We start from the raw sequence: 13626 nt of genomic DNA, 5'->3' as shown, positions 1-13626 counted from the left end.
CACTCTGGGCAACGTACCGCTACCGGACTTCACCCGGCTGAACTCCGCGGGCTTGTACTGTACAGATGTTAGGCTCGTCTCATTCGAGGGGCAATTCGGGACGGGGCGGATGGATCGCGACGAGCTGGAGATGGCCGCGGCGGCGGGGCGGGTGCTGGACGACTGCAAGCGGTTCATCGCACGGGTGCTGGACGAGTCGAGCGGGCGGAGCACCACCGAGTACACGGAGCCGGTCGAGGAGTGGGCGCGCCGCCTCGGCGTCCTGATGCTCGGCATCGGCTGGCAGGCACTGCGGTGGGCCGAGGCCCGGGGGCACGTCGTGGTCGACGGCCCGGTCGACACCAGGGAGGAAGAGGACGGATGACGGGAATCGACGTGGACCGGCTCGCACCGCAGCTGTTCGCGGTGGTGCAGCACGACGACGAGGAGGACTGGATCGCCGCGTGGGGCATGGCGTTCGAGGACCACGCGGAGGTCGCCTCGACGTCGGGCGACCTCCGGATGCTCACGGCGAGCCCGGAGAGCGCGTTGCGGTACTTCGAAGAGGGCGACTCCGTCATCACCCGTCTGGTGTGGGTGAACACTGCCCGGACCGGTGGTCCGGCGCTACTTTGATCGCGTGGAGACGTGGCGGATCGTCGCGACCTGCTCGTTCGTGCTGGGCGGGCTGATCCTGGTGCTCGTCGGCGTGGCGCAGGCCCGCGACCGGAGGAACACCCGGGACGCCGACGTCTGGCGGGCCGGCCTGGTCGGCCTCGCCGTGGTGGGTGTCGTGGCGGTGCTGATCGCCTACTGGCTGCCCTCGGTGGCGGCGTGGGGCATCGTCGCGGCGACCGCCATCGCGGTGGCCTTCATCACCATGATGGACTGACCGTGTCCAGCGGGTGCACACCCGGCGCGCATAGGCTGACCTGGTGAACGGCTGGACCGACGAACTCACCCGCGCCCGGCTGCACGTGGTCACCGGCAAGGGCGGCACCGGCAAGACGACGGTGGCCGCCGCGCTGGCCCTGGCGCTGGCCACCGGTGGGCGCCGGGTGCTGCTGGTCGAGGTCGAGAACCGGCAGGGCGTCGCGCAGCTCTTCGACCGCGCGCCGCTGCCGTACGCCGAGGAGCGGATCGCGTCCGCGCCCGGCGGCGGCGAGGTGCGCGCGCTCGCCGTCGACCCGGAGGCGGCGTTGCTGGAGTACCTGGACATGTTCTACAACCTGGGCTTCGCGGGCCGGACCCTGCGGCGGATGGGTGCGATCGAGTTCGCCACGACCCTCGCACCCGGCCTGCGCGACGTGCTGCTGACCGGCAAGGTCAAGGAGTGCGTCCGGCGGGCGGGCAAGTCCGGCCGGCACGAGTACGACGCCGTCGTGCTGGACGCGCCGCCGACCGGGCGGGTCGTCCGGTTCCTCGACGTCACCCGGGCCATGGCGGACCTCGCCAAGGTCGGCCCGGTCAAGGGGCAGAGCGAGGGCGTGGTCAAGCTGCTGCACTCCGGCGACACGGCCGTGCACCTGGTCGCGCTGCTGGAGGAGATGCCGGTCCGGGAGACCCTGGACGCCGTGGCCGAGCTGGACGGCGCCGACCTGCGCCCCGGCGCGGTGTTCGTGAACCGGGTCCGCCCGCCCCGGCTGCCCGCGGCGGCCGTCGCGGCGGCGGCGGCGGGCCGGGTGGACGAGGCCGGGCTGCGGGCCGGGCTCGTCGCGGGCGGCCTGGAGGTGGACGACGACGTGCTGGCCGGGCTGGTCGACCAGACCGCGGAGCACGCCGTGCGGTTGCGGATGGAGCAGGACGCCAAGGAGCTGCTCGCCGAGGCCGACCTGCCGACGCTGGAGCTGCCCGAGCTGACCGACGGCGTGGACGTGGCCGCGCTCTACGAGCTGGCCGAGGTGCTGGTCGGACGGGGTGTGCGGTGAACAAGCTGGACGTGGACGCGTTGCTGGACGACCCGGCGACCCGGGTCCTGGTGTGCTGCGGCTCCGGCGGCGTCGGCAAGACCACCACGGCCGCCGCGCTGGCGGTGCGCGCCGCCGAGCGGGGCAGGCGCGCCGTCGTGCTGACCATCGACCCGGCGCGGCGGCTCGCGCAGTCGCTCGGCCTGCGCGAGCTGGACAACCAGCCGCGCGAGGTGCGCGTGGACGGCTTCGACCCGCCGGGCGAGCTGCACGCGATGATGCTGGACATGCGCCGCACGTTCGACGACATGGTGTGGCAGCACGCGGGTCGGGAGCGGGCCGAGCAGATCCTCCAGAACCCCTTCTACCAGACGATCTCCACGTCGTTCTCCGGCACGCAGGAGTACATGGCGATGGAGAAGCTGGGCCAGCTCGTCGCCGCGGACGAGTGGGACCTGATCGTCGTGGACACGCCGCCGAGCCGCAGCGCGCTGGACTTCCTGGACGCGCCGCAGCGGCTGTCGACCGTGCTGGACGGCAAGCTGATCCGGATGCTGTCCGCGCCCGCGCGAGCCGGTGGCCGCGGCCTGCGCAAGATCGTCGGCGCGGGGTTCGGGATGTTCACCAAGGCCGTGTCGACCATCGTCGGCGGCCAGCTGCTCCAGGACGCCTCGACGTTCGTGCAGGCGTTCGACAGCATGTTCGGCGGCTTCCGGCAGCGCGCCCAGGCCACCTACGAGCTGCTGCGGTCACCGGGCACGGGTTTCCTGGTGATCGCGGCGGCGGAACCGGACGCGCTGCGCGAGGCCAGCTACTTCGTGGAGCGGTTGTCCACCGAGCAGATGCCGATCAACGGGCTGGTCGCGAACCGCACCCACCCGGTGCTGGCCGCACTGCCCGCACCGGGCGCGCTCGCGGCGGCGGACCGGCTGGAGCGCTCGGGGGACGCCCCGCTGGCCGCCGCGGTGCTGCGGGTGCACGCGGACCGCGTGGCCGTCGCCGATCGGGAGAAGCGACTGCTCGCCCGGTTCACCCGCGCGCACCCCGGTGTGCCCCTGGTCGGTGTGCCCGCGCTGCCCGCCGACGTGCACGACCTGGACGGCCTGCACGAGATCGGTCGTCGGCTCGCGGGCGAGTGATCACCCGTTCGGACTCACCCGTTCGGGGGTAGTTCCTACCCGACCTTCTCCTCCTGGTGCTCCTGGCGGGCCGAGTCCAACAACTCGTGCCAGGACGTCACGTCGGGCCGCCGGCGCAGCAGTGCGCGGCGCTCCCGTTCCGTCATGCCACCCCAGACACCGAACTCGATCCGGTTGTCCAGAGCTTCCGCGAGGCACTCGGTGCGCACCGGGCAACCCAGGCACACCACCTTGGCCTTGCGCTGCTCCGCACCGCGGACGAAGAGCTGGTCCGGCTCCTCATCACGGCACATGGCCTTGATCCGCCAATCCCCCTGCTGCATAACCCCCACCTCGGTTCACACAGTGCCCATGACTCTTTTAAATCCGCCACACCCCTGCCGCGGATGCCGTAGGCTTCACCATCGAGTGGTCGTGCCGTTGGCTGCTGTCTTGGACAGTGACGGACTGTAGAGCCTCCTGGTTCCACCTCCAACCCTGGGTTGCCCACCTGTTACCTGTCTTGAGTACGAACACTCATCCTGGGTAATGAAGGTTGCGGATGCTGATCACCCGGCCCGGTCGCGCGTACGCTGACCTGTCATGCGAGCCAGGAACGGCGTGCTCAAACTGCTCGGCCTGTGTCTGCTAGCCGGCGTGTTGCTGGCGGGCCTGATGTTCCCCGTCGTGGGCTCGCTGGGCCTGGTGTCGAACCGGGCGAGCGACACCGTCGACGCGATCTCCGCCGATCTCGTGACCACCGACCCGCCGTTGATCTCCACGATCACGGACAAGGACGGTACGGCCATCGCCTACCTGTATGACCAGTACCGGGTGCTGGTACCACCCGAGAAGATCAGCCCGACCATGAAGGCGGCGCTGGTGTCCGTCGAGGACCGGCGCTTCTACGAGCACGAGGGCGTCGACTGGCGCGGCACCATCCGGGCCGGGCTGACCAACCAGTTCAGCGGAGTGGTCACGCAGGGTGCCTCCACGCTCACCCAGCAATACGTGAAGAACTACCTCGTGCACGTCGTGGCGCGGAACAACCAGGTGGAGCAGCAGAAAGCCCAAGAGCAGACAATTGCGCGCAAGGCACGGGAAGCACGCATCGCGTTGCAGCTCGAACGCAAACTCGGCAAGGACGAAATCCTCGCCCGCTACCTGAACGTGGTGCCGTTCGGATCGACCATCTACGGCATCGCCGCGGCGTCCCAGGCGTACTTCAACACCACGCCCGCCGCGCTAACCGTGCCCCAGGCCGCGATGCTCGCGGGCATGGTCAACAGCCCGTCGGCGCTAAACCCGGAGGCGTACCCGGAGAAGGCGCTGGAGCGGCGCAACCAGGTGATCGACAAGATGGTGGAGAACGACAAGCTCTCCCGCGACGCCGCCGAAGCCGCCAAGAAAGAACCGCTCGGCCTCGCCGATCCGGTGCGCACACCGGCCAACGGCTGCGTCGGCGCCGGGCCGGAGAACGGGTTCTTCTGCTCGTACGTGCTGAACTACCTCCAGCGCAACGGTTTCAGCCTGGAGCAGCTCAAGAGCGGCGGCTACACCGTGCAGACCACGCTGGACCGCGACATCACCCGCAAGGCCAAGGAGTCCACCGAGGCGCTGGTGGCCAAGTCCACCGAGGGCATCGCCAACGCGATGGCGATCGTCCGGCCCGGCCGCGAGCGGCACGAGGTGGTGGCGCTGGTCGCCAACCGCGACTACGGCCTCAACGCCGACCAGAACCAGACCACCTACGACCTGCCGTCCGGCGTGGAGAACAAGTTCGGCGCGGGCAGCGTCTACAAGGTGTTCACCGCGGCGGCGGCCCTGGAGAAGGGCATGGGCATCGAGAACTCGATGGCCACGCCCGCCTCGCACGTGTCCCGCGTGTTCAAGGGCGGCGGCGCGCGGTGCCCGTCCACCGGCGAGCCGGACACCCGCTGGTACTGCCTGGGCAACGCGTCCTCCGGCTACCCGGCGCGGATGTCGTTGCAGACCGCGCTCCAGACCTCGCCCAACACCGGTTTCGTCATCCTGGAGGAGCAGCTGGGCATGGACCCGGTGGTGGACATGGCGTCCCGGCTGGGTATGCGCGAGACCATGGCCACCAACATCGCGGGCGTGCGGCCGGACCCGAAGGCGAAGAACCGCGAGCTGCGCGTGACGCAGACGGAGTTCTACAAGGCCAACGGCGGCAACGCGTCGTTCACCCTCAGCCCGGCGCCGGTCAGCACGCTGGAGCTGGCGAACGTGGCGGCGACCATCATGAGCGGCGGCGTGTGGTGCCCGCCGTCGCCCATCGCGAAGGTGGTGGACCGCAACGGGAAGGCGGTGCCGGTCAACGAGCCGCCGTGCGAGCAGGTGGTGGCCGAGGGGCTGGCCAACGGCCTCGCGGTCGGCATGAGCAAGGACGACCAGGGCGCCGGCACGGCCGCCGCCGCGGCGCGGCAGTACAAGTGGGGCCGGCCGATGATCGGCAAGACCGGCACGACCGAGGACTACAAGTCGGCCGCGTTCATCGGGGCGACGCCGCACTACGCGGCGTCCGTGCAGACGTTCAACGACGGCACCACGCCACGCGGCATCTGCGTCAACGGCGGGCCGCCGCGGCTGTGCCGGGACGGCGACATCTACGGCGGCACCGTGCCCGCGCGGACCTGGTTCGACACCATGACGAAGGTCCACGAGGGACTGCCCGACCGCGATTTGCCGCCCGTCGACGAGCGGTACCTCAAGGGCGGCAAGGAGATCCAGATCCCGGAGGTGGTGGGCCGCAACGTCAACGACGCCATCCGGGAGCTGGAGGAGGCGGGCTACCAGGTGACGACGGCGAACCGGAACTCGGAGCGCCCCAAGGGAACCGTGGTCAGCCAGACACCGCGTGGCAGCGCGTTGCGCGGCACGGTCGTGACGCTGCTGGTGTCGACGGGTTACGTCCCGCCGCCGCAGCCCGCCGACACGCCCACGCCGCCCGCCGAGCCGCCACCCGGTCGACCGACCGAGCCGCCCAGGGTGAGCCTGCCGACCGACCCGCCGGGCCGATGAGCGTCGTGCACCTGCTGGTCGGCCTGCCCGGCGCGGGCAAGACGACGTACGCGAAGGCGTTGGCGCGGCAGGGCGTCGTGCGGTTGGCCGTGGACGAGCGGGTCGTGGCGCGGCACGGCAGGCTCGGCCGGGACTACCCGGAGTCGGCGCACCTGGCGTTGCTCGGGCCCGTGCTCGCGGAGGTGCGGCGGGAGCTGGTCGAGCACGTGCGGGCCGGGCGGTCGGTGGTGCTGGACCACGGTCTCGGGCAGCGGGCCGAGCGCGACGAGTACAAGCGGTTGGTGACCGGGGCCGGCGGGACGTGGCGGCTGGTCCACTTCAAGGTGGCGCGGGCGGAGCTGCTGCGGCGGCTCGCGGCGCGCAACGCCGACGACGCGGTCGGGCTGATCACGCCGGAGGTGCTGGACTGGATCGCCGACCGGTCGGAGGAACCGGTCGGCGAGGGCGAGGTCGTGGTCTAGGCGAGCCGGGCCTTGACGGCGGCGGCGACCCGGCCGCCGTCCGCGCGGCCCGCGACCTTGCCGTTGGCCAGCTTGATGACCTGGCCGAGCTGGCGGGGGCCCGGCTGCTCGCCGAGCTGCGCGGCGACCTCGGCGACGGCGGCGTCGACCAGCGCGCCCAGCTCGTCGTCGGACAGCTGCGCCGGCAGGTAGTCCGCCAAAACCTTCGACTCGATCCGCTCCAGCTCGGCCTGCTCGTCCCGACCGGCGCCCGCGAACGCCTCGGCGGCCTCCTTGCGCTTCTTCACCTCGCGGGTGAGGACCTTCAGCACCTCGTCGTCGGAGAGTTCACGCGCGGACGTGCCCGACACCTCCTCGGTGGTGATCGCGGTCAGCGCCATGCGCAGCGCGCCCGCGCGGACCGTCTCCCGGCCCTTGATCGCCGCCGTCAGGTCCGCCTGCAACCGCGCCTTCAGCTCCGCCATGCGGGCAGACGTTACCGGGCACCGCGCTGCGACCCGAATCGGTCAACCCCCTACCCTCGGTGGCGTGAACACGCTAGGCCGAACCCTGCTCGCCACGTCCGCCGTCGGCACGGCCGCGCTCGCCTACGCGGCGGGCATCGAGCGCAGGCGGTGGACGCTGCGCCAGGCCACCGTGCCGGTGCTGGCGCCGGGCGCCACGCCGTTGCGCGTACTGCACATCTCGGACCTGCACATGATGCCGGACCAGCGGTCGAAGCAGCGCTGGGTGGCCGCGCTGGACGAGTTGGAGCCGGACCTCGTGGTGAACACCGGCGACAACCTCGCGCACCGCCAGGCGGTGCCCGCCGTGATCCGCGCGCTGGGTCCCCTGCTCGACCGGCCGGGCGTGTTCGTGTTCGGCAGCAACGACTACTACGCGCCGCGGCCGAAGAACCCGGCGCGCTACCTGATGCCCGCGGCGAAGACCAAGCGCATCCACGGCATCCCGCTGCCGTGGCGCGACCTGCGGGCGGCGATGGTGGAGCGCGGGTGGCTGGACCTGACGCACCAGCGGCGCACGTTCACCGTCGCGGGGCAGGAGGTCTTCGCGGCGGGGTTGGACGACCCGCACCTGAAGCGCGACCGGTACTCGGACATCGCCGGCGAGGCGCCTCGCACGGCGGCCCTGCGCCTGGGCGTGACCCACTCCCCCGAACCCCGCGTGCTGGACCCGTTCGCGGCGGACGGCTACGACCTGGTCATGGCCGGCCACACCCACGGCGGCCAACTCCGCCTGCCGGGCTACGGGGCGATCGTGACCAACTGCGACCTGGACCGCTCGCGAGCCCGCGGCGTCTCCCGCTGGGGCGCCCACACGTGGCTCCACGTCTCCGCCGGGTTGGGCACCTCGCCCTACGCCCCGGTCCGCTTCGCCTGCCCGCCGGAGGCCAGCCTGCTCACCCTCGTGCCGCGGCCCGTAGACGCAGGTCAGGCCGCGGGTGAAGCGGAAAGGGGTACCCGGTTCGGAGTTGGTGGGAACGTCAGGTAGAGTTCTCCCCGTCAGCAAGACCGGGGTGTGGCGCAGTTTGGTAGCGCGCTTCGTTCGGGACGAAGAGGTCGCAGGTTCAAATCCTGTCACCCCGACGCAGCTCAGGGCCTGTCCGAGATTTCGGACAGGCCCTGACTCGTCTGAACGGGGCTACCACTTCAGGGTGCCTCGGGATTCCGTGGACAGCTTCTCCGCGCGAGCGGAATGGTCCGTGACTACGCCGTAGTCACCCTCATGCAAGCGCCCCCGCGAACGGGTGGTTTCCCGACCGGGGAGTGGAGCGGCACGTTGCGGCCCGGCATCCTTGTGTCGCAAGGTACCGTGCGATGCATGGAGCCCGAAGGGCGCGAACGGAGCTTGTTGACGGAGTTGCGGCGAGGGGTGGTCGAGTTCTGCGTGCTCGCCCTGCTGGATCGGCGGGAGCGGTACGCGGTGGAGGTGGTGCGGGAGCTGGCACAGCGCGGGTTGGTGGTCAGCGAGGGCACGGTCTACCCGCTGTTGTCCAGGTTGCGCGGGCGCGGGCTGGTGGAGACGACGTGGCGTGAGAGCGGACTGGGGCCGCCTCGGCGGTACTACCGGCTCAGCGACAGCGGGGTTGCCGCGGTTGCGCGGTTCAGGCGGGAGTGGGCGGCGTTGAGCGAGGCCGTTGACGGGATCATCGCGACAGGGGGCGATCAAGCGTGAGCAGGTCGGCTGTGGAACATCCGCTCGTCGTCTCGTACCTGGAGACGTTGCGGCAACAGGCGGTGCCATTACGGCCGTTACGGCGCGAAGAGCTGGTGGAGGAGATCCGTGCGCACATAGACGCGTCCCTGCCCGAGTCGCCGTCGGAGGTCGACATCCGCACCGTGCTGGACCGTCTCGGCACCCCGGAGGAGATCATCGCTGCGGAACTGGACGTCGCCGGCGAGAACCGGATCCCCGACGTGCGACACGAACCGTTGCGCCGATGGGATCTGGTGGGACTGTCGTTGTTGTTGCTGGGCGGCGCCGTGGTGCCACCGGTGGGGTACGTGGTGGGGTCGTTGATCGTGGGCACCTCCCGTCGGTGGACGCCGGCGACGCGGGTGCTGTTGGTGGGATTGCCGTGCTTGGCAGCACTGCTGGTGGTGGCGGGGATGGCTCGGGACGGGCAGTGGTACTCGCCGCTCGACCTGATCTCCGACCCACGAGGGACGGCCGGGGGCTTCGTCAACCTCGGCCTGCTCGCGCTCCCCTACACGGCCGTGCAAGTAGTGGTACTGGCGGGAGCCAGGCTGCTGGAGCGACGCCGGTGACAACGCGTAGTTGCGCTCACCCCGGTGACCCGCTATCGCCACGGCATACGCCCGTATTACCGATAGCCCACTAGATCGCTCGAAGGGGTGATTTTACACCCAAGTAGCGGAACCATGACGTAGCGTGGCGAGTAGTCCGAGTGGTCGTCACGTTGTGTTAGCCCAACTGAGTGAAGGGCACCCGACACGGGTCACTGTAGGTAACGGAGGGCTGGGCCGGCGCGACGGAGGAGCAGCGCGTCGATCAAGCAGGCCAAGGAGGGTCCGATGAGCATCGTCTCCGCGATCAAGCCGAACTCGGGGAGCTGGATCCCCCTCATCGCCTGGGCCCTGGTGATCTTCGGGTTAGCCGCGCTCGTCGCCCTCCTCACGACGGCCACCGCGGGCCTCGTCACGGGCGGCGTGCTGGCCGTCGCCGCCCTCGTCGTCAACGCCCTGGTGAAAGCCCGCCGCACGATGGACCGCATCTTCACCGAGGAGCTGGACTGACCCGGCACCATCGAACGCATGACCAGTGAAGTCCTCCGCACCTACGGCACGCACGACCTCGGCGAACTCCGCGTGTTCGCCGGCGGCTTCATCAACTTCGGCTACTGGGCCGGCGTCGCGCTCGACGGTGACCTCACCGTCGAGCAGCGCGTGGCCTCGCAGGAAGCCCTCTACGACGTCGCCCTGGACGCGCTCGCGATCACCGACCGCGACCGCGTCCTGGAGGTCGGCTCCGGCAAGGGCCTCGGCGCGCGCCGGGTGCTCCGGCGCGACCCGCGCGCGTTGGTCGGCGTGGACCTGGTCCCCGAGCAGGTCGAGCGCGCCCGCCGCGCCACCCCGGACGACCGCGTCGACTTCCGCGTCGGCTCGGCCTCGGCCCTGCCCTTCCCCGCAGCCTCCTTCGATCGCCTGCTCTCCGTCGAGGCGGCCCAGCACTTCCCCGACCTCACGGCCTTCGCGCGGGAGTGCGCGCGGGTCCTGGCGCCGGGCGGGCGGCTCGTCGTGACGACCTTCTTCGCCACCCGCGACGACGCCGGCCCGGAGCTGGCCGAGCTGCTGGAGACGTTCGCGTCGGGCCTGGACCGGGCACACGCGGTCGACCGGTTCACCGCCGACCTGGCGACGGCCGGGCTCGTCGACGTCCGCGCCGACAGCATCGGCGAGCACGTGTGGCCGGGCCTGTACCGGTGGCTGGAGGTCATCGGCTCGCAGAGCGCCCTCGACCTGGACTGGCCCGCGGCGACACGACGCGGCTTGCTGGACTACTACCTGGTCACCGCCCGGCAGCCGGCAGGATCGGAGGCGTGACGACGCACCCGACCGCCGACATCCCCGACCCGCTGTTCGACGACCCCGAGGCCCAGGCCCGCTGGCAGGACCGCTTCACGGCGCCCCGCGTCACGCTGCCCGGCTGGGCCGACGACGCGCCCGACCGCAGCCTCTACCTGTCGAACGCCACCGGCGTGTGGGAGATCTACGCCTGGGACCGCCGCACCGACGCGCACCGCAAGGTCACCGACCGCCCCAACGGCACCTCGCACGGCGCGCTCAACCCGGACGGCACGGAGATCTGGTGGTTCGCCGACCACGACGGCGACGAGTTCGGCACCTGGGTCCGGGAGCCGTTCGAGGCGACGGGCGAAGCGGCTCGCCCCGCCGTCGAGGGCGTGCCGGCGGGCTACCCGGCGGGACTGGAGATCGGGCACGGGATCGTCGTCGTCGGCACGTCCACCGACGACGGCACGACGGTGTACGTGTCACGTGACGGCGCACCCGCCGAGGTCGTCTACGCGCACGAGAACGACGGCGGCGTGGCCGCGCTGTCCAAGGACGAGACCCTGATCGCGCTCGCCCACTCCGAGCACGGCGACAACCGGCACACCGCGTTGCGCGTGGTCACACCCGCCGGGGAGAAGGTCGCCGAGAAGTGGGACGGCCCCGGCAAGGGCCTGGACGCCATCGCGTTCAGCCCGGTGCGCGGCGACCAGCGCCTGCTGGTCCTGCACGAGCGGCGCGGGCGGGAGGAACTGCTGATCTGGGACGTCGCCGCGGACACCGAGACGCCGATCGAGATCGACCTGCCCGGCGAGATCAGCGCCGACTGGTACGAGGACGCCTCGGCGCTGCTGGTCGTGCACACCTTCCAGGCGCGCAACACGCTGCACCGCTACGACCTGGCCACCGGCGTGCTGACCGCGCTCGACACGCCGCACGGCACGGTGGGCTCGGCGGGCGTCCGCCCGGACGGCTCGGTCGAGTTCTCCTGGTCCTCCGCCGCGCGACCCGGCGTGGTGCGGGTGCTGGACGTCGACGGCGACGAGCGCGTGCTGCTGGAGCCGCCCGGTCACCGGCCCGCACCGTCCGAGGACTTGGCGGACGTGTTCGTCGGCGACGTGCACGCCCTGGTCGCCCGCCCCGCGAACGCCCCCGACGGCCCGCTGCCGACCGTCTTCAGCCTGCACGGCGGACCGCACTCGGCGGACGAGGACCGGTTCTCCGCGTACCGCGCGGTGTGGCTGGACGCCGGGTACGCCGTGGTGCACGTCAACTACCGGGGCTCCACCGGCTACGGCTCGCGCTGGCGCGACGCCATCGAGGGCCGGCCGGGGCTGACCGAGCTGGAGGACGTGGCCGCGGTGCACGACTGGGCCGTGTCGTCCGGGTTCGCGGACCCCGCGAAGTGCGTGGTCAACGGCGCGTCGTGGGGCGGCTACCTGACCCTGCTCGCGCTGGGCACGCAGCCGGAGCGCTGGGCGGCGGGTGTCGCGGGCGTGCCCGTGGCGGACTACCTGGCCGCGTACGAGGACGAGATGGAACCGCTGCGGGCGTTCGACCGGGCGTTGTTCGGCGGTTCGCCGGAGGACGTGCCCGACCGGTACCGCGAGTGCTCGCCGCTGACCTACGTGGACGCGGTGCGCGCGCCCGTGCTGGTGCTGGCCGGTGAGAACGACCCGCGCTGCCCGATCCGGCAGATCGACAACTACCTGGACCGGCTGGCGGCACGCGGCGCGGCGTACGAGGTGTACCGGTACGACGCGGGCCACGGGTCGCTGGTGGTCGCGGAGACCATCCGGCAGACGGCGGCGGAGGTCGGGTTCGTGCGGCGGGTGCTGGGCGGCTGAGACCACGCGCGGGGGTGGTCGGCCACCCCCGCGCGGCGGGTCACGCCTGCTGCGCCTGCCACATCCAGTGCGCCTGCTCCAGCGCCCTGGTGATCTCGATCAGCAGGTCCTGGGTGACGAGGTCGGTCTTGTCGGTCTCGTCGATCCGGGCACGCAGCCGGTCGATGAGCTTGGCGAGGGCGCCCACGACCGCCGTGACGACGTCCGCCTCCTTGAGCCAGTTGTCCGGGAACTCCGGCACGCCCGAGCCCTCGGCCACCGTCTTCGCCTTGCCGTTGGGCGAGATGCCGAGCGCGGAGGCCCGTTCGGCGACCTCGTCGGTGTAGGTGCGGGCCGTCGTCACCAGTTCGTCGAGCTGGAGGTGGACGCTGCGGAAGTTCTTGCCGACCACGTTCCAGTGGGCCTGCTTGGCGGCCAGCGACAGGTCGATGAGGTCGACCAGGGTGGCTTGGAGGACCGTGCCGACGGCGGCCTTGTCCGAGTCGGAAAGCGGGCTGGTGATCGGGGACTTGCCCATGGTGCTAGCGCCTCCTTCACACGGTGGCGGTCAGCGCCACCTCGATGTCGCCGCGTGGTGTCGGAGCACGGGCAGCCGCGCTGCCCGCACCACGTCTCACGTCCGGTGTCTACCCGCTCAACGGTGCGGTCAACCGGCCTGTGACGCGGCGAACTCGGCGACCTGTCGCCCGATCGTGCGCAACGTGTCCGCGACCGAGGGATCGGTGCAGCCGCCTTCGAGGTCGAAGTCCACCTCCCGCGAGTTGATGGCCGCGCCGAGCGGTGTCGGCCAGCCGCGCAACGCGTGCACGATGGAGCGCAGGGCGGTGAGCGTGGTGACCGACGCCTGCCAGCCGCGGGCGGCGGCGACGCAGCCGACCGCGCGGCCGTCCAGGTAGACGCGCGGGTCGGTGCGCAGGTCCTCCACGTAGTCGAGGGCGTTCTTGATCAGGCCCGACACCGTGCCGTGGTAGCCGGGCGAGACCAGCACGACGCCGTCCGCCGCGCGCAGCGCGTCGACCAGGCGACGTGCGTTCTCGGGGCGCTCGGGCACGGCCGGGTCGTAGAACGGGAGCACCAGTTCGGGCCCGGTGACCTCGATGACCTTCGCGCCCGCCTCCGCCGCGCCGGACAGGGCGATCCGCATCGCGCGCTCGGACTGCGAGTTCGGGCGCAGCGACCCGCCGATGCCCACCACGGTGACCGTCATGGCTCCCGATCCTGCCACCTCGACCTAGGTCGAG

The 13626-nt window shown here is 71.5% G+C and carries 17 protein-coding genes and 1 tRNA gene; 14 read left to right on the top strand and 4 right to left on the bottom strand.

From position 1 onward, the window contains the following. Window positions 1–109: 109 nt before the first annotated feature. From KZQ38_RS21445 to bagB, 5 genes are read left to right on the top strand one after another with little or no spacing between them, the layout of a single operon-like run. Window positions 110–364 (top strand): hypothetical protein, encoded by a 255-nt coding sequence (locus tag KZQ38_RS21445; RefSeq protein ID WP_219443909.1) that lies wholly within the window; start codon window positions 110–112, stop codon window positions 362–364. Next, window positions 361–615, top strand: coding sequence for a hypothetical protein (locus KZQ38_RS21440; RefSeq protein WP_219443908.1), 255 nt, complete (start codon window positions 361–363; stop codon window positions 613–615). Before KZQ38_RS21445 ends, KZQ38_RS21440 begins: the two co-directional genes overlap by 4 nt. Before the next feature lie 4 nt (window positions 616–619). Beyond that, window positions 620–871 carry a hypothetical protein gene (locus KZQ38_RS21435; protein ID WP_219443907.1) on the top strand — a complete coding sequence of 84 codons (252 nt, stop codon included), beginning with the start codon at window positions 620–622 and terminating at the stop codon, window positions 869–871. A 43-nt stretch (window positions 872–914) separates the two neighbouring features. Then, window positions 915–1907, top strand: coding sequence for an ATPase BagA (gene bagA / locus KZQ38_RS21430; RefSeq protein ID WP_219443906.1), 993 nt, complete (start codon window positions 915–917; stop codon window positions 1905–1907). Further along, window positions 1904–3025, top strand: a complete 1122-nt coding sequence (gene bagB / locus KZQ38_RS21425) for an ATPase BagB (RefSeq protein WP_219443905.1) — start codon at window positions 1904–1906, stop codon at window positions 3023–3025. The genes bagA and bagB overlap by 4 nt, the downstream gene beginning before the upstream one ends. Window positions 3026–3060: 35 nt before the next feature. Here bagB and KZQ38_RS21420 read toward each other — a convergent pair whose 3' ends face one another. Next, window positions 3061–3348, bottom strand: a complete 288-nt coding sequence (locus KZQ38_RS21420) for a WhiB family transcriptional regulator (RefSeq protein WP_219443904.1) — start codon at window positions 3346–3348, stop codon at window positions 3061–3063. A 259-nt stretch (window positions 3349–3607) separates the two neighbouring features. Here KZQ38_RS21420 and KZQ38_RS21415 point away from each other — a divergent pair, with 259 nt between their 5' ends. Both KZQ38_RS21415 and KZQ38_RS21410 read left to right on the top strand, forming a co-directional pair. After that, the gene (locus tag KZQ38_RS21415; RefSeq protein WP_219443903.1) at window positions 3608–6046 is read left to right on the top strand and encodes a penicillin-binding protein; all 2439 of its coding nucleotides are present in this window, start codon (window positions 3608–3610) and stop codon (window positions 6044–6046) included. Further along, window positions 6043–6507, top strand: coding sequence for a P-loop nucleotide/nucleoside kinase family protein (locus KZQ38_RS21410; protein ID WP_219443902.1), 465 nt, complete (start codon window positions 6043–6045; stop codon window positions 6505–6507). The genes KZQ38_RS21415 and KZQ38_RS21410 overlap by 4 nt, the downstream gene beginning before the upstream one ends. Here the strand turns inward: KZQ38_RS21410 and KZQ38_RS21405 are convergent. Then, window positions 6504–6971, bottom strand: a complete 468-nt coding sequence (locus KZQ38_RS21405; protein WP_219443901.1) for a GatB/YqeY domain-containing protein — start codon at window positions 6969–6971, stop codon at window positions 6504–6506. The genes KZQ38_RS21410 and KZQ38_RS21405 overlap by 4 nt on opposite strands. A gap of 64 nt (window positions 6972–7035) precedes the next feature. On the opposite strand from KZQ38_RS21405, the gene KZQ38_RS21400 reads away from it, so the two are divergent. The 7 genes from KZQ38_RS21400 (at window position 7036) to KZQ38_RS21370 (ending at window position 12385) form a co-directional block, all read left to right on the top strand. Then, window positions 7036–7998 carry a metallophosphoesterase gene (locus KZQ38_RS21400; RefSeq protein WP_308258512.1) on the top strand — a complete coding sequence of 321 codons (963 nt, stop codon included), beginning with the start codon at window positions 7036–7038 and terminating at the stop codon, window positions 7996–7998. Between the two features lie 21 nt (window positions 7999–8019). Beyond that, window positions 8020–8093, top strand: a tRNA-Pro gene (locus KZQ38_RS21395). 235 nt (window positions 8094–8328) lie between these two features. Next, window positions 8329–8682 (top strand): PadR family transcriptional regulator, encoded by a 354-nt coding sequence (locus KZQ38_RS21390; RefSeq protein WP_219443899.1) that lies wholly within the window; start codon window positions 8329–8331, stop codon window positions 8680–8682. A gap of 11 nt (window positions 8683–8693) precedes the next feature. Then, on the top strand, window positions 8694–9275 hold the full coding sequence (locus KZQ38_RS21385) for an HAAS signaling domain-containing protein (protein ID WP_219443898.1): 582 nt from the start codon (window positions 8694–8696) through the stop codon (window positions 9273–9275). A gap of 267 nt (window positions 9276–9542) precedes the next feature. Then, the gene (locus KZQ38_RS21380) at window positions 9543–9764 is read left to right on the top strand and encodes a hypothetical protein (protein WP_219443897.1); all 222 of its coding nucleotides are present in this window, start codon (window positions 9543–9545) and stop codon (window positions 9762–9764) included. Between the two features lie 18 nt (window positions 9765–9782). After that, on the top strand, window positions 9783–10571 hold the full coding sequence (locus KZQ38_RS21375; RefSeq protein ID WP_219443896.1) for a class I SAM-dependent methyltransferase: 789 nt from the start codon (window positions 9783–9785) through the stop codon (window positions 10569–10571). After that, window positions 10568–12385: a S9 family peptidase gene (locus KZQ38_RS21370; protein WP_219443895.1), complete on the top strand. Its 1818-nt coding sequence runs from the start codon at window positions 10568–10570 to the stop codon at window positions 12383–12385. Before KZQ38_RS21375 ends, KZQ38_RS21370 begins: the two co-directional genes overlap by 4 nt. A gap of 40 nt (window positions 12386–12425) precedes the next feature. Here KZQ38_RS21370 and KZQ38_RS21365 read toward each other — a convergent pair whose 3' ends face one another. Together KZQ38_RS21365 and KZQ38_RS21360 are read right to left on the bottom strand one after the other, a co-directional pair. Further along, the gene (locus KZQ38_RS21365; RefSeq protein WP_219443894.1) at window positions 12426–12902 is read right to left on the bottom strand and encodes a Dps family protein; all 477 of its coding nucleotides are present in this window, start codon (window positions 12900–12902) and stop codon (window positions 12426–12428) included. Between the two features lie 129 nt (window positions 12903–13031). After that, window positions 13032–13592: an NADPH-dependent FMN reductase gene (locus KZQ38_RS21360; RefSeq protein WP_219443893.1), complete on the bottom strand. Its 561-nt coding sequence runs from the start codon at window positions 13590–13592 to the stop codon at window positions 13032–13034. Window positions 13593–13626 lie beyond the last annotated feature (34 nt).

This window comes from Saccharothrix obliqua (assembly GCF_019375475.1).
Lineage (GTDB): Bacteria > Actinomycetota > Actinomycetes > Mycobacteriales > Pseudonocardiaceae > Actinosynnema > Actinosynnema obliqua.
This window is presented reverse-complemented; position numbering and strand designations above follow the sequence as displayed.

Excerpts from the sequence above, each read along its gene's own strand:
- KZQ38_RS21415 (WP_219443903.1), top strand. The coding sequence starts at position 3,608 with ATGCGAGCCAGGAACGGCGTGCTCAAACTGCTCGGCCTGTGTCTGCTA.
- KZQ38_RS21420 (WP_219443904.1), bottom strand. The coding sequence starts at position 3,348 with ATGCAGCAGGGGGATTGGCGGATCAAGGCCATGTGCCGTGATGAGGAG.
- KZQ38_RS21405 (WP_219443901.1), bottom strand. The coding sequence starts at position 6,971 with ATGGCGGAGCTGAAGGCGCGGTTGCAGGCGGACCTGACGGCGGCGATC.
- KZQ38_RS21360 (WP_219443893.1), bottom strand. The coding sequence starts at position 13,592 with ATGACGGTCACCGTGGTGGGCATCGGCGGGTCGCTGCGCCCGAACTCG.
- KZQ38_RS21440 (WP_219443908.1), top strand. The coding sequence starts at position 361 with ATGACGGGAATCGACGTGGACCGGCTCGCACCGCAGCTGTTCGCGGTG.
- KZQ38_RS21410 (WP_219443902.1), top strand. The coding sequence starts at position 6,043 with ATGAGCGTCGTGCACCTGCTGGTCGGCCTGCCCGGCGCGGGCAAGACG.
- KZQ38_RS21390 (WP_219443899.1), top strand. The coding sequence starts at position 8,329 with ATGGAGCCCGAAGGGCGCGAACGGAGCTTGTTGACGGAGTTGCGGCGA.
- KZQ38_RS21380 (WP_219443897.1), top strand. The coding sequence starts at position 9,543 with ATGAGCATCGTCTCCGCGATCAAGCCGAACTCGGGGAGCTGGATCCCC.
- KZQ38_RS21375 (WP_219443896.1), top strand. The coding sequence starts at position 9,783 with ATGACCAGTGAAGTCCTCCGCACCTACGGCACGCACGACCTCGGCGAA.
- KZQ38_RS21365 (WP_219443894.1), bottom strand. The coding sequence starts at position 12,902 with ATGGGCAAGTCCCCGATCACCAGCCCGCTTTCCGACTCGGACAAGGCC.
- KZQ38_RS21445 (WP_219443909.1), top strand. The coding sequence starts at position 110 with ATGGATCGCGACGAGCTGGAGATGGCCGCGGCGGCGGGGCGGGTGCTG.